Source organism: Vibrio sp. 10N.286.52.C3 (assembly GCF_041468865.1).
Lineage (GTDB): Bacteria > Pseudomonadota > Gammaproteobacteria > Enterobacterales > Vibrionaceae > Vibrio > Vibrio crassostreae_C.
Genome location: NZ_JBFRJM010000034.1, coordinates 17,509 through 43,178 on the forward strand (window position 1 = coordinate 17,509; position 25,670 = coordinate 43,178).

At 45.9% G+C, this 25,670-nt stretch carries 9 protein-coding genes; 6 read left to right on the forward strand and 3 right to left on the reverse strand.

The window, feature by feature from the left end; all coding sequences use genetic code 11:
- The first annotated feature begins 85 nt into the window (after positions 1–85).
- Positions 86–2,434, forward strand: coding sequence for a glycoside hydrolase (locus AB4138_RS14275; protein ID WP_372306508.1), 2,349 nt, complete (start codon positions 86–88; stop codon positions 2,432–2,434).
- A 68-nt stretch (positions 2,435–2,502) separates the two neighbouring features.
- Here the strand turns inward: AB4138_RS14275 and AB4138_RS14280 are convergent, their stop codons facing one another.
- Positions 2,503–3,405, reverse strand: coding sequence for a LysR substrate-binding domain-containing protein (locus AB4138_RS14280; RefSeq protein ID WP_372306511.1), 903 nt, complete (start codon positions 3,403–3,405; stop codon positions 2,503–2,505).
- Between the two features lie 128 nt (positions 3,406–3,533).
- Between AB4138_RS14280 and AB4138_RS14285 the strand changes: the two genes are divergently transcribed.
- The 5 genes from AB4138_RS14285 to AB4138_RS14305 all read left to right on the forward strand — a co-directional run bounded on the left by AB4138_RS14285 (position 3,534) and on the right by AB4138_RS14305 (position 9,668).
- The gene (locus AB4138_RS14285; RefSeq protein WP_372051745.1) at positions 3,534–4,598 is read left to right on the forward strand and encodes an HlyD family secretion protein; all 1,065 of its coding nucleotides are present in this window, start codon (positions 3,534–3,536) and stop codon (positions 4,596–4,598) included.
- A 3-nt stretch (positions 4,599–4,601) separates the two neighbouring features.
- Positions 4,602–6,152, forward strand: coding sequence for a DHA2 family efflux MFS transporter permease subunit (locus tag AB4138_RS14290; protein ID WP_017060506.1), 1,551 nt, complete (start codon positions 4,602–4,604; stop codon positions 6,150–6,152).
- Positions 6,153–6,441: 289 nt separating this feature from the next.
- Positions 6,442–8,031, forward strand: a complete 1,590-nt coding sequence (locus AB4138_RS14295) for a response regulator (RefSeq protein ID WP_017064673.1) — start codon at positions 6,442–6,444, stop codon at positions 8,029–8,031.
- On the forward strand, positions 8,025–8,357 hold the full coding sequence (locus tag AB4138_RS14300) for an Hpt domain-containing protein (RefSeq protein WP_017060508.1): 333 nt from the start codon (positions 8,025–8,027) through the stop codon (positions 8,355–8,357). Before AB4138_RS14295 ends, AB4138_RS14300 begins: the two co-directional genes overlap by 7 nt.
- 414 nt (positions 8,358–8,771) lie before the next feature.
- Positions 8,772–9,668: an RNA polymerase sigma factor RpoD/SigA gene (locus AB4138_RS14305; RefSeq protein WP_017060509.1), complete on the forward strand. Its 897-nt coding sequence runs from the start codon at positions 8,772–8,774 to the stop codon at positions 9,666–9,668.
- A 193-nt stretch (positions 9,669–9,861) separates the two neighbouring features.
- Here the strand turns inward: AB4138_RS14305 and AB4138_RS14310 are convergent, their stop codons facing one another.
- Positions 9,862–10,215 carry a hypothetical protein gene (locus AB4138_RS14310; protein WP_017060510.1) on the reverse strand — a complete coding sequence of 118 codons (354 nt, stop codon included), beginning with the start codon at positions 10,213–10,215 and terminating at the stop codon, positions 9,862–9,864.
- Between the two features lie 206 nt (positions 10,216–10,421).
- Positions 10,422–25,670: tandem-95 repeat protein (locus AB4138_RS14315; RefSeq protein ID WP_372306514.1), on the reverse strand; the 15,249-nt coding region annotated here is incomplete at its 5' end.

Consider the following 25,670-nt stretch of genomic DNA (forward strand, 5'->3'; position numbering starts at 1 on the left):
AAACAGAAAATAGAGACATATAGGTGACAAAGCACTAGCGCTACTTAGGTGTAATAACCGTAGTTACCCTTTACGGAATCTAAATATGCTCAGCCTACGTCACCCACTCAATCTTTCTAATTTTGCCATTGTGGCTTTAACAACAGCTTGTCTGTTTTCATCCAACGCACAAGCGAGCCAAATAACGCTCACCAGTAACAACAATACCGTCGCTACCTCATCGAATACTTTAGAGGTCGATTGGAACGGCTTAAGCGTTAACAGTGCTGCTCTCACCGTTGATAGCCAACCACAGAAAGCGACCAATCTGGTCATTGGCTTTTCCGATAAAGCTGACTCAGCAAAAATCGCCACTTGGACCTTAGTACCCAGTGGAATAAACGTTAAGGCAGAGCTTAATCAAGACCAGCTCACTTTTCAGTTCAGCTTACCTTCAAATATACAGGTGAAACGAAACAAACCCATCGAATTGGCGTGGTTTGATCTTGCCGAACAACAAACTCAGACACTATTTCTTCCGTTTAGTGAAGGTATGCGCGTGCCTACTGACAACAAGCTTTGGGCAAGTTATCTCGTCGGTAACCATTCTGGAAGTAACACTACTCAAGACTTGAAGATGCCTTTTTGGACAGTACAGCAAAACAATCATTTCATAAGCTATCAAATGGTTAATGCAACCAACAATCAACTGCTCTTTTCAGATGCATCCTCTAATGCTTCCTCAAATACAAAAACCAAAATTGATATGAAGGCAGCACACCAATTTACGATGCTCAATCAGTCACAACCTTTTCTTGTTCGTATCACCCTCGGAGACTCGTGGTTAGATGGTGCCAAACAATACCGAGATTGGCGCATCAATAATGACCAGTCTGATACGCTTGTAGCAAAGCAAAAGCGCAATCCAGATGTGACTAAGTTGATCGGCGCGAGCCACGTTTACCTATTTGGCAAAGACCCATTAAGCATCCAAGATGTGAGTGACTGGTGGGGATTGAAAACATGGTATCTAGAGGGCTCTAAACTAAGCGTTTCTGCGGAAGCGAAAAGAGAACTGTCGTCACTATCTAAGGGTAAAGGTTGGTTCAGTCAGTATCACAAACAACTATTGTTGGACTCTATTATCCAGTCATTGCAGGTGTTATATCCTGTTGGTAATCCGACACTCGAAGACAACACGATTAAAGCGCAATACAAAGCAGCACAGGATAAGAAGAACTGGTTGCTAAAGCACGCTTCCCCGTACCTAAACTCGTCAGATACTTGGGGACAAGCGTTGTCTTCAGACATGGTCGCTAATCTAAATAAGGCAGGTTTAAAAAAACTGTGGCTAGGATTCGACAATTGGATGCCAGCATTCTATCAACCTAACGCTGTGGGTCTGGCAAAACAGTCCGGATATCTGGTCGGTACTTACGATTCCTACAACACCGCAATTCCTGCGAAGCTCAATGACAACTGGCTAACCGCTCAATTACCAGAGCCGATGCGTCAAAGTTGTGCGATTGAACTAGCGGATGGGAGTTTGAAAAAAGGATTTCGTGGAAACGGCTTTTACTTAAACCCGAACTGCCATTTAGAATACGTAAAACAGCGTGCTCAAGACATTATGAGATTCGGCAACTTCAACAGCTTGTTCTTAGATGTTGATGCAACCGCCATGGCACGTGAAGATTACCGCGTCTCTATAGACAGTAATGGCAATACAAACGACGAATCAGACATGCTTTCTGCGTTCAACAACCGAATGAAGTGGCTTAGCGAGCAACCTTCGTTAGTATTAGGCTCTGAAGACGGCAACAGCCTAACAACAAAAGGCATCGCGTTTGCACACGGCTTAGAAACGGTTGGTTTTGGATGGACAGACAAAGACATGAAAGAGAACCGCCAATCTCCCTATTACTTAGGTCGTTGGTACCCAGACCACAAGCCTGACTTCTTCTTTAAGCCGGCCGAGGTTAAAGAGCCCTATAAGTCGCTACTGTTTTCGCCACAATATCGAATTCCACTTTACCAAGCCGTTTTCCATGATGAAGTAATAAATACGCACCATTGGCATTCAGACAGCCTCAAGTTCACTAATGTACAAGCAGAACGTGACTTAACCGCCATGCTATACAACACACCACCGATGGTTCACTTGACCAGAGATGAAGCTTTATCAAGTTCAAGCCAGAGAATCAAAGCACTCAAACACTATCAAGATGGCTTTGAACCGATGCACGAACAGTTATGGGATAAACAGTTAGTCGATTTCGAATGGTTAGACAAAAGCGGAGACGTTCAACAAACCGAGTTCAGTGACGGGAGTAAGATCATTGCCAACTTCTCTAACAAGGCATTTCGTCACAACGGTATCGATATTGCTGGCCTATCAGTCAAAGCTATATTAGCGAATGGACAAGTCGTCGACTGGCAGCCCAATCATAGTTAGCTTCGATACAGTTTAGACAATAACGAATAATAGGAAGCCTAAGCACTTTACCACTAAGGTTTACCCCGTTACTTTTGCTTCCTATTTTGAAAGGCAGTCAGTAGATAGTCGATAAAGACCTTCTTACGTTTCGGCATCAACTGCCTGTCTGCATACACTAGGCTTACTGAAACTTCCGGCATCTCATATTTAGGTAACAAACGAATCAGCTTACCTGTCTTGAAGTGTTCCCGACAAATGAATTCGGGAAGCACCGCCAAGCCGAGCCCATCCACACACGCTGTTAGGCATGCCGTGATGGTATTCACCCGCAACTGACACGGCAGATCGATCAAAATCGACTCTCCGCCTTCTAATTGTAAATGCCACTTGGGTAGACGCGCGGCCTTGTTCACCACCTCAATCATTCTGAATGGCGGTTCAAGATCATCGGGTGAAGAGACGTCATCGAACTGCTCTAAATACTCAGGGCTGGCTGCCAATACACGCTTTGATGTTGTGAGGTAGCGAGAAACCAAGCTCGAGTCCACTAGCTCACCAATTTGTGCGTAAAGATCGATCCCCTCCGCAATGATGTCGACTTCTCGATTCGACAGTTCTAAGTTCAAAGTCACGTTTGGGTGCTCTTTTAGGAAGCTGTGGATGTATTTAGCTAATACTTGATGCCCCAATTCGACAGGCAACACAACATTTAACTGCCCTCGGATCAAATCCTGATTGGCTGAAACCTCTAGCTCAGCTTGGTTCATGATCTCTTGCATCTGCATGCTCGACTGATAAAAGCGCTCACCCTCTGGCGTTAAGACTAAACTTCGTGTCGAACGAGTGATCAACCTCACACCTAGATGCTGTTCCAGCTCGTCTAGCTTTCGGCTGACGGTCGACTTGGTCATGTTCAATGCTTCAGCTGCGTGCGTGAAACTCCCACAATCAACAACTTGTGTAAAAACAGTCACAGCATTTAAGTCCATCGTACTTCTCCCAAAGCGCCATTAGTTAGATTTTTGCAACAGTGTTTCCCTTTTTTCCTATCTTATCAATCAATCGAATTCATTTACAATTCGTTACATCTAAATAAAAACAAAATGAGAAAGAAAAAATGACAGAGAACAACAACGCTTCGCAAACAGTAAGCACAAAAAAACGTAAAAAAGCTCCGCTTATTGCTACTGCGATCATGCTGTCATTGGGTTTAGCCGGTGCTGGATACTGGTACGGCTATGGCCAGTACTTTGAATCTACCGACAATGCCTACCTACAAGGCGACATCACGAATATTAGCCCTAAGGTCTCTGGCTATATTGTTAAGTCTTATGTGAGTGATAACCAATCGGTTAAAGAAGGTGATTTGCTGGTTCAAATCGATGACCGTGATTACCAGTCAGCACTCGCTCAAGCAAACGCCCATTTAAGCGTCGTGCAATCAGACGTCAAAAATCTAGTGGCACAACAAACGTTACAACGTAGCAAGATCAATCAAGCAGAAAGCCGCGTTGATTCTGCACAAGCTGAATACGAACGCGCGATTCAACAAGTGGTACGTTCTCGTAGCTTACTAAAGCGTAACTACGCGTCTCAAGATGAAGTCGATAGCATGGTTGCACAACAAAAAGTCACCCAAGCAGAACTTGAAGAAGCAAAAGCAAACCTCGTCGCAAGTAATGATCAGCTAATCGTGATTGCGAGTGAAATCGAACAAGCAAACGCATCCGTGACTGAAGCTCAAGCACAAAGAGATCAAGCACAGCTTAACCTTGATTACACCAAAATTTACGCGCCAGCAGATGGCGTGATTGGTAAACGCAGCGTACGTGAAGGCTTGCTGATTCAAGCAGGCGCACCACTGATGAGCTTGGTACCAAACAACCAAGTGTGGATTGAAGCCAACTTCAAAGAGACACAGCTAAGTGGTATTCACAAAGGTCAGACGGTTGAAGTAGAGCTGGATGCGTTCCCGGGGCAGCCTCTTGAAGGTGTGGTAGACAGTTTCTCCCCTGCGACTGGCGCTAAATTTGCGCTCCTACCACCAGAAAACGCGACCGGTAACTTCACTAAAATCGTTCAACGTGTACCGGTTAAAATTACTATTCCAGATCAGCAAGAGTTGAAAGGTCGACTGCTTCCTGGTTTGTCTGTGGTAGCGACCATCGATAAACGAGGCTAGACCATGAGTAACGCTGGTGTTGTCACCCAAACAAATGATGATGACGAGGTTTCGAGACGCCATTGGATCGCCCTATTTGGCGGCTTGATTGGCGCGTTTATGGCGATCTTGGATATTCAGATCACCAACTCGTCTCTCAAAGATATTCAAGGTGCGCTATCAGCCACCTTGGATGAAAGCTCGTGGATCTCTACGTCTTACCTAGTCGCAGAGATGATCGCTATCCCACTCAGTGGTTGGCTTTCTAAAGCGCTCGGTAAACGCCGTTATATCACGTGGACGACAGCCATTTTCACCATTTCATCTTTGTTGTGTTCGTTCTCTTGGAACATGACCTCGATGATCGTTTTCCGCGCGATGCAAGGCTTCAGTGGTGGTGCTCTAATCCCGCTTGCTTTCTCGCTGGTGATTCAGTTATTGCCGGTCAACAAGCGTGCTGTGGGTATGGCACTGTTTGGTGTAACCGCGACCTTTGCTCCATCGATTGGCCCTACCTTTGGTGGCTGGCTGACGGAGAACTTCTCGTGGCACTATATTTTCTACATCAATATTCCGCCAGCTTTGCTTGTGATCACCATGATCCGATATGGCTTGGACGATGAAAAGCTCGACCTTGGCACGCTGAAAAAAGCCGATTGGTTTGGTATCGCCACCATGGCATTAGGGCTAGGTTGTTTGGAAGTGGTGTTAGAAGAAGGTAACCGTGAAGAGTGGTTCAGTTCGAGCTTTATTATTGGCTTGAGTATCGTGTCGGCGGTGAGTTTGGTTTACTTCGTGATAAACGAACTCCAACACAAGAAGCCATTGGTTAACCTGCGGCTATTGCGGGATGGGCAATTTGCGATGTCTTGTATCGCCTATTTGATTCTAGGAATGGCATTGCTCGGCTCTATCTATGTTCTACCGATGTATCTCACTCAAATTCAGCAATATAACGCGATGGAAATTGGTGAAGTGCTAATGTGGATGGGTTTCCCACAGCTTCTGATATTCCCAATTGTGCCAAAGCTAACACAGATCATTAAGCCTAAGTACTTGGTTACCTTTGGCTTCGCGATGTTCGGTTTTAGTTGTTACGTAAATACACACATGACAATCGATTTTGGCGGGCAACAGCTGATTTTATCTATGGTTCTGCGTGCTATTGGTAGTCCGTTCATCATGGTTCCGCTGTCTTTGGTTGCCATGAAGAACATCAGCAAAATGGACACGCCAGACGCATCAACGTTAACCAACGTAATGCGGAACTTAGGGGGCGCTTTCAGCATCGCGATTATCGCTACGCTATTGGATAACAAAACCCGTGAGCACTTAGCACACATCAAGGAGTCGCTACCTTCAGTGAGTCAACTTGGTTGGCAGACGCTTCAGCAACAACAAGCGTTTTTCATTCAGTCAGGAAGTGATGCCGCAACTGCGATGCAACAAGCACAAGCAAGTTTGCTCGGCACAATGCAACGTGACGCAGCCATCATGGCTTACAACGATGTGTTCTTAATGATGACGGCGTTCTTGGCTCTAGCGGCAGTATTGATTCTAAACATGCGTGATTAACGCTAGAGTTTCGGTAAATAAAGCTTCAAGCAAAGAACAACATTTCGAATAAAAACTCGAACAATAAAACAGAGAGGTGAGCTTATCGGCTTGCCTCTTTTTTATTTCTAAAACACGTATAACCCCACTAAAATCAGGTAAAAGTCACCTGCGTTTGAAGGCTTTCATAAATGTTATCTAATACTCTTTAATTACCAATAGTTTATTGAGTGTTTGTATGTGATATAGGCACCTTGACATTGTGCAACTTGACACCTAAATTAAAAAATAACATTTGGTATTAAGGAAAATGGATTTGACCTTACCAACAGACCTTCGAATTTTGATCGTCGACGACTCTAAAAGCGCAACAATACTTATTAAGCAGCAACTGGCTAGTTTGGGAGTTTCGCGCGACTGTATTTTTATTGCGACCGACTATCGAAAAGCCATTAAAGCGGTCGAGACACACTCTTTTCATGTACTCCTCATTGACTACCACTTAGAACAGTCTTTTACTGGCTTTGAGCTGTTGGGCATTCTGTATCGAAACCGCCTCATCGATCATACTGTGGCGACAATCTTGCTCTCTGGGGATATGCGTCAGGAAACAGTATTAACCGCCCTTTCAGGTGAAGCACACCACTTCGTTTCTAAACCGATTAATACTCAAACGTTGGGTAAAAAGATCCAAAGTGCCGTGTCCGTTTCAAAGAAACTCACCCAACTGAATGATTTGTATCCCATTGCCAGTCAAGAGAGATTAGCTCAAGCTTTGGCGATCTCCCCTAATGGTACTAGCGTTCAGTTCGAAGCGACATTGATTGAACATTTAATTGCAGGTAAGAAATGGCAGTTACTCTCTAGCGTCATTAACAACTCCAAAACCAACATGCACCCAACCAAATTGGTGGCTGAGGCGCTGATTCTCGACAGCTTAGGCAAGCCAAATTTAGCCATAGATAAGCTCCACAATTTTCTAATAGCACAGCCACTCTCATTGAGCGTGATTGACTGCTTAAGCTGTATCTATGAAAAACATAAAATGCTGCTGCCTGCTCTTAAATTAGCGATTCGTGCATTTGAGATGACTCCCAGCATCAGCCATCGTGCAATCAGGGCCATCGACTTAGCTGAGAACGCAGATAACACACATATGATCATAAAGTTAGGTGAGATGTATGCAACCCACATTTCAGCTGCTGACATTGATGTCATCCATTCCATTGGTGCGCACTTTAATTCCTTAAAAGCAACGTATCAGCGCGAGACGCAACTAAAGTACAAACGTATTTTGCTTGAGCACGCCAACCAATTCACCGAGTTGGTAAACCTGAAACTTCCGGTAAAACAACAGCAGCAAGTTTTGGCCAGCCTTGCCCTATTTCAGAGCAGCATATTGCTCATCGAAAATAGCCCTCAGATTGCCCACAAAAAAGTGATTAGAGCTTCGACACTGTTAGCGAACAATTTCCACAGCCAACCGACTTATTTGCTCACTCAGTTATTACCCATGCTCGCCCACTTTGGTGAGTACTCTCTTTATCATTTAACAGTGGAATGTCTCAAATCTCGTGGAGAAGCCATAAATCACCAACTTGAGTCCAAAAATGTCGACCCTTCAACGTGTATAAACATTGAAAATTTGGGTTCGATCCAAGAAATAAAGGACTACATTCACAGTTACCCATATTCAGTTGCCGCCAAACTTGACTATATATACGCTGTCAATAAAGCTCATATAGATGAGAAACTTAGCGACGACTATCTAGAAGAAATCTTACAGTTAGAACTTCCTCCAAAATGGAATCAATGGATTAGTGATTCATCAAGGTATGGTTTTTCCACTAAGCCGCCTAGCCCATTTTCAACATTCAGCCGACAGGAGTCCACATGCTAGACTTTGATGCTTTAAACGCCTATTTAGACAATGACAGAGACGTCATTTACGCCGTTTTGTCTACATATCAAGAAGACCATGGCAATTCGCTACAAGAGATCGAAGAGTTGGTTCAACAACAAGATTGGGGCAAGCTTCATTTTACCGTGCACACCTTAAAAGGCATTTTAGCCAGCTTTGGTGAAGAAACGGCCACAGTTGCATTGGAAAGAGTAGAACAAAACACACTCAATAAGCTTGCGCCGCAAGATGATGATCTTTCGGTTATCTACAGCGAAATGAAGATCATTAATCAGCAAATCGATGAGGTTCTTAGCACTTATTAGTCGATAGAATTAAAACGTGTATGGCGATACTTAACAGCCGACACAGCTAAAAGAGTTGAGGTGCTTGGAAACATTGAACCTCGACTCTTAACATTTTTCTCATCATTTCTCCTCTCAATTATAGTTCTAACCCACACCTATAAATTCACTTCATTTATCTAGATAAACCGATGTATAACACATGCTTTATAAACTATCCGTCTTAATGTTTTAAACGAAAAACCAACACACTTGATGAGATGCAAAATAGTTAAATATTTGTAGATCTTTTTGTGACATAAACATACGAAATTGCATTTTATTTATTGGTAAAGAAGAAATTGTTATCTACACTCTAATGAAACCAAGCGTTAATCACTTGGTGGCATAATAAAAAAAACTAAAACGTTCAGTCGGCTAGATAAGGACAAGGAAATGAACAACGATAGTTTTGCTGCGTTTCAGGGGCTCACGGATGAAACACCCATTACCGAATCATTTTCTACCAGTGCAGACCCTTATGCTCATTATCTGAAAGATATTGTTGGCATTGATCTGCTGTCGCGTGAAGATGAGGTGTATTACGCAAAATTGAATCGCGCGGGTGATAAAAAAGCGCGTGATGTCATGATCGAATCAAACCTGCGCCTTGTTGTGAAAATCGCAAAGAGTTACCTAAAACGTAAAGGCAATAATTTCACCCTGCTCGACCTGATCGAGGAAGGCAACATTGGCTTGATTAAGGCCATCGACAAATACGATCCAGAACCAGGCTATCGTTTTTCAACCTATGCTGTTTGGTGGATCCGCGAAAACATTGAAGCCGCACTCATGAACACGGGTCGAACCGTTCGATTGCCAGCCCACGTGTGTAAAGAAATAAACAGCCTCGCCTCAAAAAAGCTCGATGCAAGCAAAAAAATGAGTAAAGAGGTTTCAATTTCTGAGCTATCAGACAGTTCAGGTGTAAAGGCCGAACGCGTCGATCAACTGGTGGCGTTAAGCGGGTTTATTGACGTGACGACAACGGTTGGAACTAGCCATGCGCCTATGGTGCTTGATCAATGCGAAAGTGAATATATCCCAGACCCTCAACAAGATTGTGAGGATCAATCCTTTACCCAAGCTCTAGAACAAATCATCTATACACTTCCTCCAAAATTACAAAAGGTGCTCATCCACCGTTTTGGTTTCTTTGATAACAAGGTGAAAACGCTGTCTGAGGTCGGACAAATGTTGGATGTGAATGTTTCTAATGAACGTGTTAGACAAATGCAGAAAGAAGCGGTCGAAAGAATTCAAAAACGACTCAAATTTGATGGTTGGGTGTAAGTCGTAGCCCAGTTGAGAATTAGTTGAAAATAACGTTAAGCCAAAACAAAGACCTTTAGGGTGAGCCTCCAAGCTTGCCCTTTTTGTTTGCTGATTCGTTAGAAAAATAAAAAATCGTAAGCACACGAACCCTAAGTCGCTAATGCCTAATGCCTAATGCCTAATGAAAAATCACAAATGCCACACCATTAACTTACCTTAAAGAAGTGACTCGCTCACTGCGCAAAATGAGATAATTGATATAAGTGGTTTCAAGACAATCTTGTTCCCACACTGATAAAATCCGTTTAGCCGCAAAATAATAATCTTTGTTTCTCAACAACATCCCAACGGTGCGGCTAAGCTTTTCAAATCGAACGTGATCGCTCGCAGAGATGTAGTCATCGTCACTTTCAATAATGGGCGCTAAACCATCAGCAAACCAATTATTCAATATTTCTCGCATCTCTAATTCAGACTCAGGCACATCCACACTCGACAACTCTCGATGTTGAGGCGGTGGCACTATGTACTTCGACGCTTGCGGTGAACTGACATAACGATACATGTCGTCCCTCCTGTCTAACGGACCCTTCTAATAATTAAGGACATATTTACCTGTTCTCAAGTTTATTTAGCGAAACAAAAAAATAAATAAAAAAAAGCCATGTATCAATAACTCTACATGGCTTTAATGAGGGCAACTTTACGCTGCCCTATCTACTTGTCGGTTTAGACTAAATGTCGGTTCAGACTAAAACCAAGTCCTCTCGATTAAATCGAGCTTTGGTCGAAGTCGTTGCCTTGATCGGTTCCAGTTTGAGAATCTGAATCGAAGCTTCCAGAGTCGTCCGTGAAGTCGACACCTTGGTCTTGACCTCCCGCACTTGTCCAGTCGCTGCCACCAGATTCCATACCTGCCATGTCCGGTTGCTGTTCTTGCGTAGAGCCTTGCATGGTGTATTGATCATCGACCTCAACTTCAACAGAACCGCTAGCACCGTCTATTGAGCTACCCAATTCGTCGTAACCTTGGAATTGGATCTCGCTAGTACCTTCGTAACCTTCTGGAAGTTCAACAGATACAGGCTGCTCTAAGTTGCCACTGATTGTGAAGCTACCATCACCGTTATCCAGTGCGTTACTTACAGTAGCGCCCTCAGGTAAGCCAGACATATCAGCGTAATCAACCGATTCGTTACCACTCACCTCATCTGGAATCGAGATAGAGATAGTATCGCCCGGCGCCGCAGTTACATCTGCTGCGCTGTCTTCAGTTTCAGCATCTTGAGCTTGGTCATCAGCTTGTTGAGCCACTTCCACTTGTTGCTCTTCTGTTGCTTGAGCAGCTTGGACTTGTGGTTCATCACTTTGTACTGAATCATCTTCAACTTGGATGCTTAAGCTGTGACTTGATACTTCACCGCCGTCGTTAACTTCAACATTCATCGCTAAATTGCCATCGAAGTCTTCGTTCGGCCAGTAAGTCCACTCACCTTCACCTGATTCGGCAAAGAAGCCAGCATCGTTCGCGTCTGCAACATCAACAACTTGTGCAGAATCACTGACGCCTAACTCATCCACCAGCTGTGCATCCGTGATAGTTAGTGAACCATCATCAGCTAAGGCATAACCTTCACTCGCCGCTGCTTCATCTCCGCCTTGGATATCCACATTGAAGAAGCTTTCGATGCGATTTTCGCCATCGGTCGCTATAAATCCAACTTGAACATCACCGGTGTAGTCTTCAGCAGGTGTGAATTGATAGTTACCTTGGTTATCGCTCTCAATTACGCCCTGACCTTCCATCAAGCTTACTGACTCAATGCTCAAGCTATCGCCTTCTGCATCGCTCAGATTCGCTAACATGTCTTCATCAGTGAACGACAAGGTTGCATCCGCTGCGATTTCCGTCGTTGTGATGCTGTTAACTTCTGGTGCTGCATTCTCTTGCGAGTCGCCTTCTTTCACGACCACGCCAGTTTGCTCATCATGAAGCACGCCATCTTTATCAACCACGTAAGCTATATCTGCTTCGCCAGTGAAGCCTGGTGCTGGTGTGAAGGTCCAAGTGCCATCGCCATTATCGACAATCTCACCTTGGCTGCGGTCGGCAAGATGAACCAGTTTCACTTCATCATCGCTGTCTGCATCCACATTCTCAGCCAAACCAATTAGGTCGTCCGCCGTTAGGATGATGGAATCACCCGCCACAGTTTCGAAATCACCTGAATCGATACCATCATCAAACGCTTCCGGCTCATCTCCGTAATCAACCGTTGTTGCGCTTACGGTTACGAAGAACTCACCATGGAAGTCTTCAGGCGGCGTCATTTGAATGTTTGAGATATCCCAGTCGAACAGGTCGATGTATTGACCCGGCTCGGTGATCATCACGGTATTCACACCATCTGTTACCTCGAATCCAACAGGGAAACCTGTCATCACCAAGTTACTTAGTGTTTCTGAATCATCGACTAGGCCAACGTTCAGTCCCAAGTGACCCGTTTCATCTTCGCCGAAGACTAATGGACCGTCATGGTCAGTTGAAATAACCGCGCCATCTGCGACAGGACGTACGTACACAGGAACATCGAGAACCGTTTCGAACTCACCGTCACTCACGACAACTTGTAGGTCAGAAACACCCGCAAAGTCGCCTGTTGGTGTGAATGTCCAAGTACCATCACCGTTGTCTGTAACTTCTCCGCCATCTTCACCGTCTGCGGTGATAATGCGAGAAACAACAAGGTCTGCGGTATCAATGTCACCGAACAAGTTCATCAAGTCGCCAGCATCGAAGGTGAACGCGCCATCTTCGTCTGTGGTCATCATTGCGTTGCCGACATTGAATGGTGCGTCGTTAACCGGAATGACATCCACATTCAGCGAGCCATCAACCACTTCTTCACCGTCAGTCGCTTGATAACCGAGTTCTACTAAGCCATTAAAGTCTTGAGTAGTCACTAAGTGATACATGCCGTCTGGTTGCTGAGTTAAGGTCGCATTCGCTGGTGCTCGTACTGTGATGCTCTCAATGCTGATCTCGTCGCCATCAAGGTCTGTCACTTGACCCGCGATGTAAGCAGGGTCAATCACCATGACCACATCTTCTTCGCCTTGCATCTCAATGGTTGGCGCTTCAGGTGCATCATTCACTGGCGTAACATCGATGTTGCCGTCGACTGAAATTGTCTCTTGGCCATCGCTAACGTTAAACGTCATTGGCACATCGCCATTGAAGTTTTCGTTTGGTGTAAATGACCAAGTACCATCTTCGTTATCTAGCAACTCACCCAAGCTAGGGTCGATTTGTAGACCAGAAGCCGACAGCTCGTCTGCGGTGTTATCGATGTCGGTAGCTTGAGCTAACAACATGTCTTGTGTGATAAGAATGGTGCTGTCTTCGGCTGTGGTTAGTTTCACATCCTCAGATTCAGGTCCATCGTTCACAGCCAGAACTTCGATACCTGCCGTTGTTGTTGCCGTTGCACCGTCATCATCGGTCACGACCACATCTAGGCTGATATCACCATTAAAGTTCTCGTTTGGCGTGAAGGTCACAGACCCATTATCGTTTTGAACCAAGGTGCCGTCAGAGCCTGAGTAAGTCACGCTTTCAAGTGACACTTCACCATCAACGTCAGAGCTATTAGCAATTAACTGCTCAGGGCTGATTGTGATGGTGCCATCTTCGTTCATTTGGTAAGACGTAGAACCCGCTACCGGCGCATCGTTAACATCCGTTACCGTCACACCAATATTGGCATCGACGGTCTCAGTGCCATCAGTCACTGTGAAGCCTAGGTTGACATCGCCATTGAAGTTCTCGTTCGGAGCAAAGCTATAAGTGCCGTCACCGTTATCAGTGAACACACCTTCTGCGCCCGTGTAAGACACGTCAACGATAGACAAGTCATCGCCGTCAATGTCTGCAGCACCTGCTAGTAGGTCTGCATCCGTGAAGATTAGCGTTCCATCTTCCTCAACAGTAAAGTTTTGGTCTTCTGCTGTTGGTAGGTCATTGACTGGGTTAACCGTTAGGTCGACTCCAGCTTGAACAGTTTCAAGGCCATCTGACACATCGAAGCTCAAATCAATGTCACCGTTGAAATCAGCATCCGGAGTGATAGTAAATGAACCATCTTCGTTCGCTGTTACGGTCGCATTGTCACCTGCAGATAGGTTGCTTGCGGTTAGTGCATCACCATCAACATCGGATGCGTTAGCCAGCAACTGCTCTTGAGATAGCGTAATTGAACCGTCTTCATCAACCGAGTAAGCCACGTTTCCGGCCACTGGTGCGTCATTAACTGCAATAACTTCAATACCAGCGGTAGTCTGAGCCGTTGCACCGTCGTCATCAATAACCGTCACATCAAGGTTGATGTCGCCGTTAAAGTTTTCGTTTGGTGCGAACGTTACCGACCCATCTTCATTTTGAACCAAGATACCGTCTGCGCCTGAGTAGCTCACGCTATCAAGCGACACTTCACCGTCCACATCGGAGCTATTAGCAATCAACTGCTCAGGGCTCAATGTGATGGTGCCATCTTCGTTCATTTGGTAAGACGTTGCGCCTGCCACTGGTGCATCGTTAACGTCTGTTACCGTGACGTCGATGTTAGCATCGACCGTCTCTGTACCGTCAGATACTGAGAAGTCTAGGCTTACGTCACCGTTGAAGTTCTCGTTCGGTGCAAAGGTGTAGGTTCCATCGCCATTGTCGGTAAACACACCCTCTGCGCCAGTGTAAGACACGTCGGCAACTGAAAGCTCATCACCATCAATATCAGAAGCACCTGCTAGCAGTTGCTCGTCTGTAAAGGTAAGTGAACCGTCTTCTTCAATGGTGTAAGCGACATCTTCTACAACCGCGATGTCATTCACTGGATTCACAGTAAGGTCGGCCGTTGCAACAACTGTTTCAGTACCATCAGAAAGGTCGAAGCTTAGGTCAATATCGCCATTGAAGTCGGCATCCGGAGTAATGGTAAATGAACCATCATCGTTTGCCGTAACTGTAGCGTTATCACCCGCGGTTAGGTTGGCAGCGCTAAGATCATCGCCGTCCACATCCGATGCTTGAGACAGCAACTGCTCTTGAGTCAGAGTAATCGAACCATCTTCATCAATGCTGTATGCCAAGTCACCCGATACTGGTGGATCATTAATTGGAAGAACATCAATACTTGCGCTGGTGGCTACTGTCGCACCGTCTTCATCTGTCACCACTACATCGAGGCTAACATCGCCATCGAAGTTTGCGTTCGGTGCAAAGCTGAATGTGCCGTTGCCGTTGTCAGTAAAGATACCGTCAGCGCCTGTGTAAGTAACACTATCAATCGCCACTTCACCTTCAATATCAGAAGAGTTCGCCAACAGTTGCTCTGCACTGATGGTGATAACTTCATCTTCGTTGACTGAGTAGCTGGTTGAGCCTGCGATTGGCGGATCGTTCACCTCAAGTACAGTGATTCCCGCGGTGGTCGCTTCTGTTGCCCCTTCTTCATCGGTAACAACAACCGCTAAGCTCACATCACCATTGAAGTTCTCGTTTGGCGAGAAGGTGTAAGTGCCGTCACCGTTGTCTTCGAACACACCGTCACTGCCAGTGTAAGTCACGCTATCAATCGCAACCTCACCTTCAATATCTGAAGAGTTGGCTAATAGCTGTTCGTTACTGATCGTGATTGAGTTGTCTTCATGCACAGTGTAAGACGTGCTACCCGCCACTGGTGGATCGTTCTCAGGCGTCACGCTCACATCAATGTTGGCTTGAACCGTATCCGTGCCATCTGACACATCAAAGCTGAAGTTCACATCACCATTGAAGTTCTCGTTTGGCGCAAAGCTGTAGCTTCCGTCACCATTGTCGGTAAGCACACCATCAGCACCAGTGTATGTCACACCTTCGACTGTTAGGTCGTCACCTTCAACATCCGTTGCACCCGTTAACAGGTCTGCGTCACTGAAGTTAAGAACCCCATCTTCACCAATAGTGAATGCTTGATCTTGTGGCTCTGGCGCATCATTGACAGGTGTTACCGTCAAGTCTAGGCCAGCAGCGACCATGTCCTCTCCATCGGTGACATCGTAACTAAATTCGATATTACCGTTGAAGTTTTCACTCGGTGTAATGGTGAAACTGCCATCGTCGTTCATTTGAACGGTCGCATTTTCATCATTGGTGGTTAGGTTGATTGCTGATAGGTCATCACCATCAATGTCGACAGCGTGCTCTAGCAACTGCTCTTGAGTTAGCGTGATGCTGTTATCTTCGGCTGTAACGGCACTAATATCACCGTCAACTTCTGGAGCATCGTTCGCAGGTGAGATGTGAATCGTCACATCTTGAGTTGCCGTCGCGGTGGTGCCCGTATCAACATCAGTCGATGTCGCATTTACAGTTAGAACCACATCACCATTGAAGTCACCTGAAGGGATAAACTCTAGCCCTTCTAGCTCGCCTGGTTGCAATGACCATGTGCCATCACCGTTATCGGTACCTGCAGAAAGCGAGCTGCCTTCCGGCACATCTTCAATCAAAATAGCAAGGTTTTCTGAACCATCGGTATCAGTAAGCGCCGCATCAATATCAAGTGGTACAGGTGTATCTTCGGTACCAATGATTTGGTAATCCGCGTCAGACACTGTGATTTCAATGTTATCGATGCCAAACGACTCATCACTCACACCTTGGTTCAAGGTTGAACCGAAGCCTAACTCAAGTTGGCCGTCTTCAACGGGTACCGTTAGGTTGATTTGGTGCGCTTGGTCGTTCCAACCACTGAAACCTTCACCTTGCGATACGCCGTGAACCACTTCGCCGACTTCATTTCCTTCTGAATCGTAAAGCGTTGTTGTGCCATCTTGAGTACGGAACGCAGAATTATCTAATGTCGTTAGCTCTTCGCCGCCGACAAAGATTTGGAACGACTCACCATCCCAAGAATCAATTTCGTAGAAGTTGAACGAGATATTAACTTCGCTCACATCACTTGGAATGTCGTAAGTTTTGCTGACGGCTTCATCACCGCCCGTTCCACCAATACGACCTAGCATGTCACCCGACTCGAAGCCTTGAGAGCTTTCTGTGCCTGTATTCCAACCGTTTGAGCCAGACTCGAAGTTGTCTGAAGCAATCACTAGGTCAGAAGCAATCGACAGCTCTGGCATATCAACCACAGATTGAACATCAATCGTCGCTTCTGCTGGTACTGTCGCGGTACCGTCATTCACGTCGAACGTCACATTCACATTGCCGTCGAAGTTTTCATTCGGTGCGAATGTGTAAGTGCCGTCGCCGTTATCAACCAAAGTACCGCTATCTGAAGCCACATTTTCAACCGATAGGTTATCACCATCAATGTCGCCCGCATTTTGCAGCAGTTGTTCTTCTGTGAAGGTAAAGCTGGTGTCTTCTTGAGTCACAAATTGTGGCTCACCGACTGTTGGCAGGTCATTAACTGGGTTAACCGTTAGGTCAGCCGTTGCTTGAAGCGTCGCATCGCCATCGGTAATGTCGAAGTTCAAATCAATGTCGCCATTGAAGTTAGCATCTGGCGTGATAGTGAAACTACCATCATCGTTTGCTGTAACTGTCGCATCACCACCAACGGTTAGGTTAGCCGCTGTTAAGTCATCGCCATCAACATCACTCGCTTGAGCAAGTAATTGCTCTTGGCTCAAGGTAATTGAGCCATCTTCGTCCACGCTGTACGCCAAGTCGCCCGATACCGGAGCATCGTTAACAGGCAGAACATCAATGCTTGCGTTGGTCGCTACGGTTGCGCCTTCTTCATCAGTAACGACAACATCAAGGCTTACGTCGCCATCGAAGTTAGCGTTAGGTGCGAAGCTGAATGTTCCGTCACCATTGTCGGTAAATATACCATCTGAGCCTGTGTAGTTAACGCTATCAATCGCCACTTCACCTTCGATATCAGAAGCGTTCGCCAACAGTTGCTCTGAACTGATGGTGATAACTTCGTCCTCGTTGACTGAGTAGCTCGTTGAGCCTGCGATTGGTGGATCGTTCACCTCAAGTACAGTAATACCCGCGGTGGTCGCTTCAGTTGCGCCCTCTTCATCAGTTACGACAACATCAAGGCTAACTTCGCCGTTGAAGTTTTCGTTTGGTGAGAAGGTGTAAGTACCGTCACCGTTGTCTTCAAAGACACCGTCAGCGCCAGTGTAAGTCACGCTATCGACTGCCACATCACCTTCAATGTCAGAAGAGTTAGCAAGTAACTGTTCGTCACTGATGGTAATTGAGTTGTCTTCATGAACGGTGTAAGACGTGCTACCTGCAACCGGTGGATCGTTCTCTGGTGTCACGCTGACATCAATGTTGGCTTGAACTGTATCCGTGCCATCTGACACATCAAAACTGAAGTTCACATCACCATTGAAGTTCTCGTTTGGCGCAAAGCTGTAGCTTCCATCGCCATTATCAGTAAAAACACCATCCGCACCTGTGTAAGTAACGCCTTCAACCGACAGGTCATCCCCATCAATGTCAGTCGCACCTGTCAGCAAGTCTTCATCAGTGAAGTTCAAGATGCCGTCTTCGCCGATGCTGAACGTTTGATCTTGTGGTTGTGGAAGGTCATTGACTGGGTTAACGGTTAGGTCAGCCGTCGCAACCAGCGTATCTGTACCATCGCTAATGTCGAACGTTAGGTCAATGTCACCATTGAAGTTCGCATCTGGCGTAACGGTAAAGCTGCCGTCATCGTTAGCAACAACCGTCGCGTCTCCATCAACAATCAAGTTAGAAGCAGTAAGGTCGTCGCCATCTACATCACTCGCTTGCGAAAGAAGTTGCTCTTGGCTCAAGGTAATCGAACCGTCTTCCTCAACACTGTATGCAAGGTCGCCTGATACTGGTACGTCGTTGATTGGTAATACATCAACCGTAATAAACGTATCAAATTGAGCGCCGTCTTCATCTTGAATGGTCACATCCAACTGCACTTGGCCGTTGAAGTTTTCATTCGGAGCGAAGCTACATGTACCGTCACCATTGATAGAGAAGATACCGTCTGGACCGTCGTAGTTGATCTCAACAAGCTCAACATCACCTTCAATATCAGAAGCGTTCAACAGAACTTGAGACTCATTGAAAGTCAGTACTGAATCTTCATCGATGGTGTATGACGTTGGGCCAGCAACTGGCGGATCGTTCACCTCAAGGACTGTAATACCCGCCGTTGTTGCTTCAGTCGCGCCATCTTCATCCGTCACGACAACATCTAGGCTAACTTCGCCATTGAAGTTCTCGTTTGGAGAGAAGGTATATGTGCCGTCACCGTTGATTTCCAGAACACCGTCGCTACCACTGTAAGTCACGTTATCAATTGCGACTTCGCCTTCGATATCCGAAGAGTTCGCTAGCAATTGTTCGTTACTGATCGTAATAGAGTTGTCTTCATGAACCGTGTAAGACGTGCTACCCGCAACCGGAGGATCATTCTCTGGCGTCACGCTCACATCAATGTTAGCGGTTACCGTATCGGTTCCATCTGATACATTGAACGAGAAGTTCACATCGCCATTGAAGTTTTCATTCGGCGCGAAACTGTAGGTGCCATCGCCATTATCGGTTAGGACACCATCTGCGCCAGTGTAAGTTACACCTTCAACACTTAGGTCGTCCCCTTCAATGTCCGTTGCACCTGTTAATAGGTCTTGGTCATTGAACGTTAACACGCCATCTTCGCCGACTGTGAATGCGTGGTCTTGTGCTTCTGGACCGTCATTTACTGGTGAAACTGTTAACTCAAGGTTGGTAGAGACAACATCATCACCATCAGACACATCAAACGTAAAGCTCACATCGCCATTGAAATCAGCATCTGGCGTTAATGTGTACGTACCATCACCGTTATCGGTAATCGTAACGCTCTCATCATCGGTTGCTAAATTCAGAGCCGTCAACTGATCGCCATCTAAATCACGCGCATTAGCCAATAAGTCTTCTTGCGTAATGATGATTGAACCATCTTCTTCAACCGTTGCTGCAACAGGCAGCGCTTCAGGTGCGTGCTCAATGTGCGCGCCTGTCGCGTTAATGTAGATGGTTTGAGAGACCGTTTCAGAATCATCATTCGATAGCTCTGTTGCGGTTGCGGTTACATGAACTTCAAGCTGCTCATTGAAGTCTTCTGGTAACTGGATTTGTAACGCATTTTCGATAGCCGTTGTTGGTAAGTTCACCGTACCATCAGGGCCAACCGTTACTTCACCGCTGTAGATTTGGCTGTTCACTTCACCGACATCGATTGTGAAGTTGAAGTCAGAATAGTCAGCATCTCCGCCGCCATACAAATCTTCAAATCCGTAAACCAGCTCGCCGTCTTCATTAACCGTAGTACGAGTATGTTCGATACCATCTTGGTTTAGCTGAGAGCTTGAACCACCATGGAAGATCGCGTCACCATTCTGGCCTTGAATCACTGTCTCGGTTCCATCAGCAGCCACAAAGACAAGTTGAGGATCAACCGTATCCATGTTCGCAGGCGAACCATCCTCAGCACGGAACTCGTACTGACCGTCTTGCATCGCATCAAAGTCGTTGTGCTGATGTCCGTTTGGAATTAAGAACAGGTTAAAGCTTTCGCCTTCCTCGACTTGGAAGCTGAATTGATCTTGCCCTGGAACAAGGTCGCCGCCACCACCAACTTGTGATGCGTTTTCGTAAACAACTTCAACACCTGTGATGTTGCCGTCTTCGTCTACTTTGTAGTAACCCGCAGCGTTTTGGTAGCCAGCCGTCTCACCTTCAAACGTTACTGTGATTTCAGTGTCGTTGTAACTGGTGATACCGTTCTCTTGGTCATTCAGAACGCCTTCGTTATCGTATTGAATAACCGAACCTTCTGGCACACCATCTACTGTAACAGTGAGTGTTTCAGACAAGTCTTGGTCGACAAGTGCCGCAGCAATGTTCAGTTCAACAATACCGCCTGGCTCAACCAAAATCGCCTGGTCGTCGACGTTAACACCATCACCATCCGTGATAACTAAGTCAGGCGCATCAGCAACTGCTTCAATGTGAACATTAATGTCTTGTTCAACTTCATCCGTACCGTCTGTCACAGTAAAGCTGAACTGCAGATCACCACTGAAGTGCTCTTCAGGAACGAAGCTGAACGTGCCATCGCCGTTGTCGGTTACTGTGCCTTCATCACCAGAGTAATTGATGCTGGTAACGCTTAGGTCGTCGCCATCAATATCAATTGCAGCACTCAATAGATCTTCTTGAGTGAACAGGATGCTGCCATCCTCTTCGATGTGGTACATTCCTGGAGCAACAATTGGAATGTCATTCACCGGATTAACGGTCAATGTCATATCATTAGACGTGCTCAGCTCACCGTCGCTCACCTCATAAGTGAATGCAATATCGCCATTGAAGTTCTCTGAAGGTGTCACTGTGTACGTGCCATCACCATTGTCTACAATGCTGGCATTTGGATCGTTAGTTTCAAGCGCGCTTGCAAACAACTCATCGCCATCTTGGTCGCTCGCGTTCTCCAACAACATTTCTTGTGTAACGAGGATTGAACCATCTTCGTCGACATCTGCCACCATTGGCGTCGCTTCTGGCGCATCGTTGACGAACTCAACTTTTAGGTCGATGTTTGCGGCAACCACATCAGTGCCATCGCTCACATCAAACGCTAAGTCAACGTTACCGAAGAAGCCCTGCTCTGGTGTTAATGTGTATGTTCCATCGCCATTGTCTGTGACTTCTACCGTGTCGCTTGCACTCGTCACATTCACAACTGACAGTTCGTCGCCTTCAATGTCTGTCGCTTGTGCTAATAGTTCAGCTTCGGTAATGGTAATCGCTTGACCGTCTTCCGTAGTGAAAGACATGTCAGGCACGTCTGGAGCATCGTTGATAGGGTTTACGGTTAGGTTGAGGTCAGCCGCAACAGTTTCGATCGCGTCAGTGACATCATAAGTAAACTCAATCTCACCAAAGAAATCTGCACTTGGTGTAATAGTGAAGCTACCGTCTGGGTTTTCTACAACAACCGCATTTGGATCGTTGGTCGCTAAGTTAACGGCTTCAAGGTTGTCGCCATCGACATCCGTCGCATTCGCTAACAGATCCTCTTGAGTGATAGTGATTGAACCATCTTCATCAACAGCGGCTTCAATTGGACCACCAACCTCTGGGCCTTCATTGACAATTTCAACGTCAACTCTTGCTGTACTTGGTGCGCTTGCTTGGCCATCACTGATATCGAAAGTCAGATTCACTTCACCGTAGAAGTCTTCTGCAGGTTCGAAGGTAAAGGTATTATCACCGTTATCCGTTAACGTACCTTGCGTTTGGTCTGCAAGTAATAGGTTTTCGACATGAAGAATGTCGCCATCAACATCGGTAGCACCAGACAATAGGTCTTTCGCTTCGATGATCATGGAGCCGTTTTCAAGCATTTGGGTGTGCAATGGTTCACCCGGAACAGGCACATCATTGACTGGTACGACCGTTAGGTCTAGATGCGTTGCAACTTCATCAGTTCCATCAAACACCTTGTAGTCGATGTCGATTTCACCATTGAAGTTTTCATTCGGCATGAAGGTAAACGTACCATCGCCGTTATCAACTAGCTCACCGTTATCACCACCGTAAGTGATGTCAGAAATAGACAGCGTATCGCCTTCCACATCTGTGGTGTTCGCTAGCAAGTCATCTGCACTGAACGTGATACCTTCATCTTCATCTGTCGATAGAACAATCGGGCCAGAAACGATTGGCGCATCATTTACTGATTCGAAATTGATATTGATGATATTGCTGTCTGTCAGCTCACCATCGGTAACTTGGTAACCAAGTTCGATTTCACCATGGAAGTTTTCATCCGGTGTTACCGTCCAAGTGCCATCACCATTATCGGTGAGTGTTGCATGCTCTGAGTTTTCACCCACTAGCTCTAGATTTTCAATATCAAGGTCGTCGCCATCAATATCAGATGCTTGCGCCAGTAGTTGCTCTTCGGTAATCACAACCGAAGCAAACTGGGCAGAACCATCGGTATCGACAGTAATATTCGGAAGATCAGCCGTTAACTCGATTTCGTTGTCACCCGCATGGATATTCAACTCAACCGTTTCAGTAATCTCTGAACCATCTACACCAATCGATGTAAACACCGCTTCATCATGACAAGTTTGTGACACTGTCATGTTTTGAACCACGTAAGTACCATTACCTTGCACGGTACCAAGCTCAAAGTAGGACACTGGTTGATCAACCGTTAGCGTGTAATCTGTCTCGAAAGTACCACGGTCTTCTTTGTGGTAAGTCATCGAGTCAATTAGGTCGCCATCCTCATTGAACGCTTTGATTTCTACTTCTGTAAAGTGACGAGACTCTTCCATGAACCAGCCACCCAAACCATCTAGGTGGAAACTGATTTCATTGATGTCTTGACCTTCAACTGAAACCGTCAGTTTCTCATCACCACTTAAGCCTTGGCGGTCAGTATCACCGATACCATGACCAATGTGGGTGTTGCCATTCCAGGCACCAAGAGGGTCATCGTTACTTTGAACAGTTACCGTTAAGTCACCATCTGAGAACTCACGCGTATAAGGGTCAACTTCTGTACCCCAATCATCCACACTCGCGTTATCGTCAAACGTACCGATTTGTGTGGTGTGTGTACCTTCAGCAAGAGCATCTTCACTTGGAACAAAGCGCACTTCGGTATCTGCAGGAACTTCTTGTCCTACTTCCAGTACCACCCATTCGTCATTCACATTTGCTTCAATGATGCCGTTTTCTGGCGCTTGGTCTAAACGTAGTGCTGGTTCTTCACGAAGTGTCACACCAACTGTTTGGTCTTCTTGCGCTTGGATGAAGATTTCATCGCCCGCTTCTGGCGCATCGTTGACAGGGTTAACCGTCAAGTCGAGTGTCGTCAGAACTTCATTCTCACCATCACTGATGCTGTATGTGAAGTCCAACTCGCCATTGAAGTTTTCTGTGTGCGTAATAGTGAATGAACCATCGTCATTAGTAACAATTGTCGCATCTGGATCGTTGGTTTGTAGGTTAGATGCCGTTAACTCATCACCTTCAACATCGGTCGCATTAGCGAGTAACTGCTCTTGAGTAATGGTGATTGAATTATCTTCATCGACTTCAGCCTGAATGCCCGAAGTTTCAGGTCCGTCATTCACAGCGATAACATCGATGCCAGCGGTTGTGGTTGCGGTTGCACCGTCTTCGTCAACGACAACAACGTCTAGTGAAATATCACCATCGAAGTTTTCATTTGGCGTAAAGGTGTAAGTACCATTGCCATTATCAACAAATGAGCCGTCATCACCGGAGTACGATACTCCAGACAGTGAAACATCGCCTTCTACATCGGAAGAGTTTGCCAATAATTGCTCATCACTGATCGTGATTTGCCCATCTTCTTGAACTGTGTAAGATGTCGAGCCCGCTACCGGTGGATCATTCTCAGGCGTTACGCTGACATCAATAACAGCTGATGTTGAATCAGTACCGTCAGAGACATCGAATGAGAATTGAACATCACCATTGAAGTTCTCGTTTGGAGCAAAGCTGTATGTGCCGTCGCCATTATCGCTAAGAACACCATCTGCACCTGTGTAGAGCACGTTTTCAATCGACAGTTCATCACCATCAATATCCGACGCGCCTGCAAGCAGGTCTGCATCGGTGAAGAGTAACGTACCGTCTTCTTCAATCGTGAACTGTTGATCTTGCGCTTGTGGCAAGTCATTAACCGGATTCACGGTAATGTCTAGGCCAACTTGAACTGAACCACCATCGTTATCGATGATATCGAAGTTCAGATCTAGGTCACCGTTGTAATCTGCGTTCGGTGTGATGGTGTAGCTGCCATCATCATTGTGTTGGATGGTCGCATTTTCATCAGTAGATAGATTGATAGCTTCTAAGTTATCGCTATCGATATCACCTGCTCTTGCTAGCAATTGCTCTTGGCTTAGCGTGATGGAGCTATCTTCATTGATGGTGTAAGCCAAATCGCCCGATACTGGCGCATCATTGATTGGCAATACATCAACGTTAATGTGTGTTTCAACCGTTGCGCCATCTTCATCTTGAATGGTCACACCCAGTTGAACCTGACCATTGAAGTTTTCGTTGGGTGCAAAGCTGCATGTACCATCACCATTTACAGTGAAGATACCGTCAGAGCCATCGTAGTTAATGCCAACAAGTTCTACATCGCCTTCGATATCCGAAGCATTCACAAGAATCTGAGATTCACTGAACGTCAGAACCGAATCTTCGTCAATGGTGTATGACGTTGGACCCGCAACTGGTGGATCGTTCACTTCAAGAACGGTAATACCTGCTGTGGTTTCATCAATTGCACCTTCTTCATCTGCAACAATCACATCAAGGCTGATATCACCGCTGAAGTTTTCATTAGGAAGGAAGGTATAGCTGCCATCGCCGTTATCTTGGAACACACCATCAGTGCCACTGTAAGTCACAGTATCAACCGACACCGCACCTTCAATATCCGAAGAGTTAGCTAGCAACTGTTCATCAGAAATTGTGATGGCATTGTCTTCATTGACCATGTATGAGGTTGAACCCGCAACTGGCGGATCGTTCTCAGGAGTCACACTCACATCAATGTTAGCGCTGACTGTTTCTGTGCCATCAGACACATCGAAACTGAAGTTCACATCGCCATTGAAGTTTTCATTTGGCGCAAAGGTATAAGTACCATCACCGTGGTCGGTCAGTACGCCATCACCACCTGTATAGCTAATACCTTCAACGGTTAAGTCGTCGCCATCAATATCGGTGGCACCGGTAAGTAAGTCGGCGTCTGTAAATTGAAGCGTACCGTCTTCTGCGATACTGAATTGTTGGTCTTGAGGAACCGGCAAGTCATTAACTGGGTTAACAGTAAGATCGGCGGTTGCTTGAACCGTGTCAGTACCGTCAGTGATGTTGAATTGAATATCAATGTCACCGTTGAAGTTTTC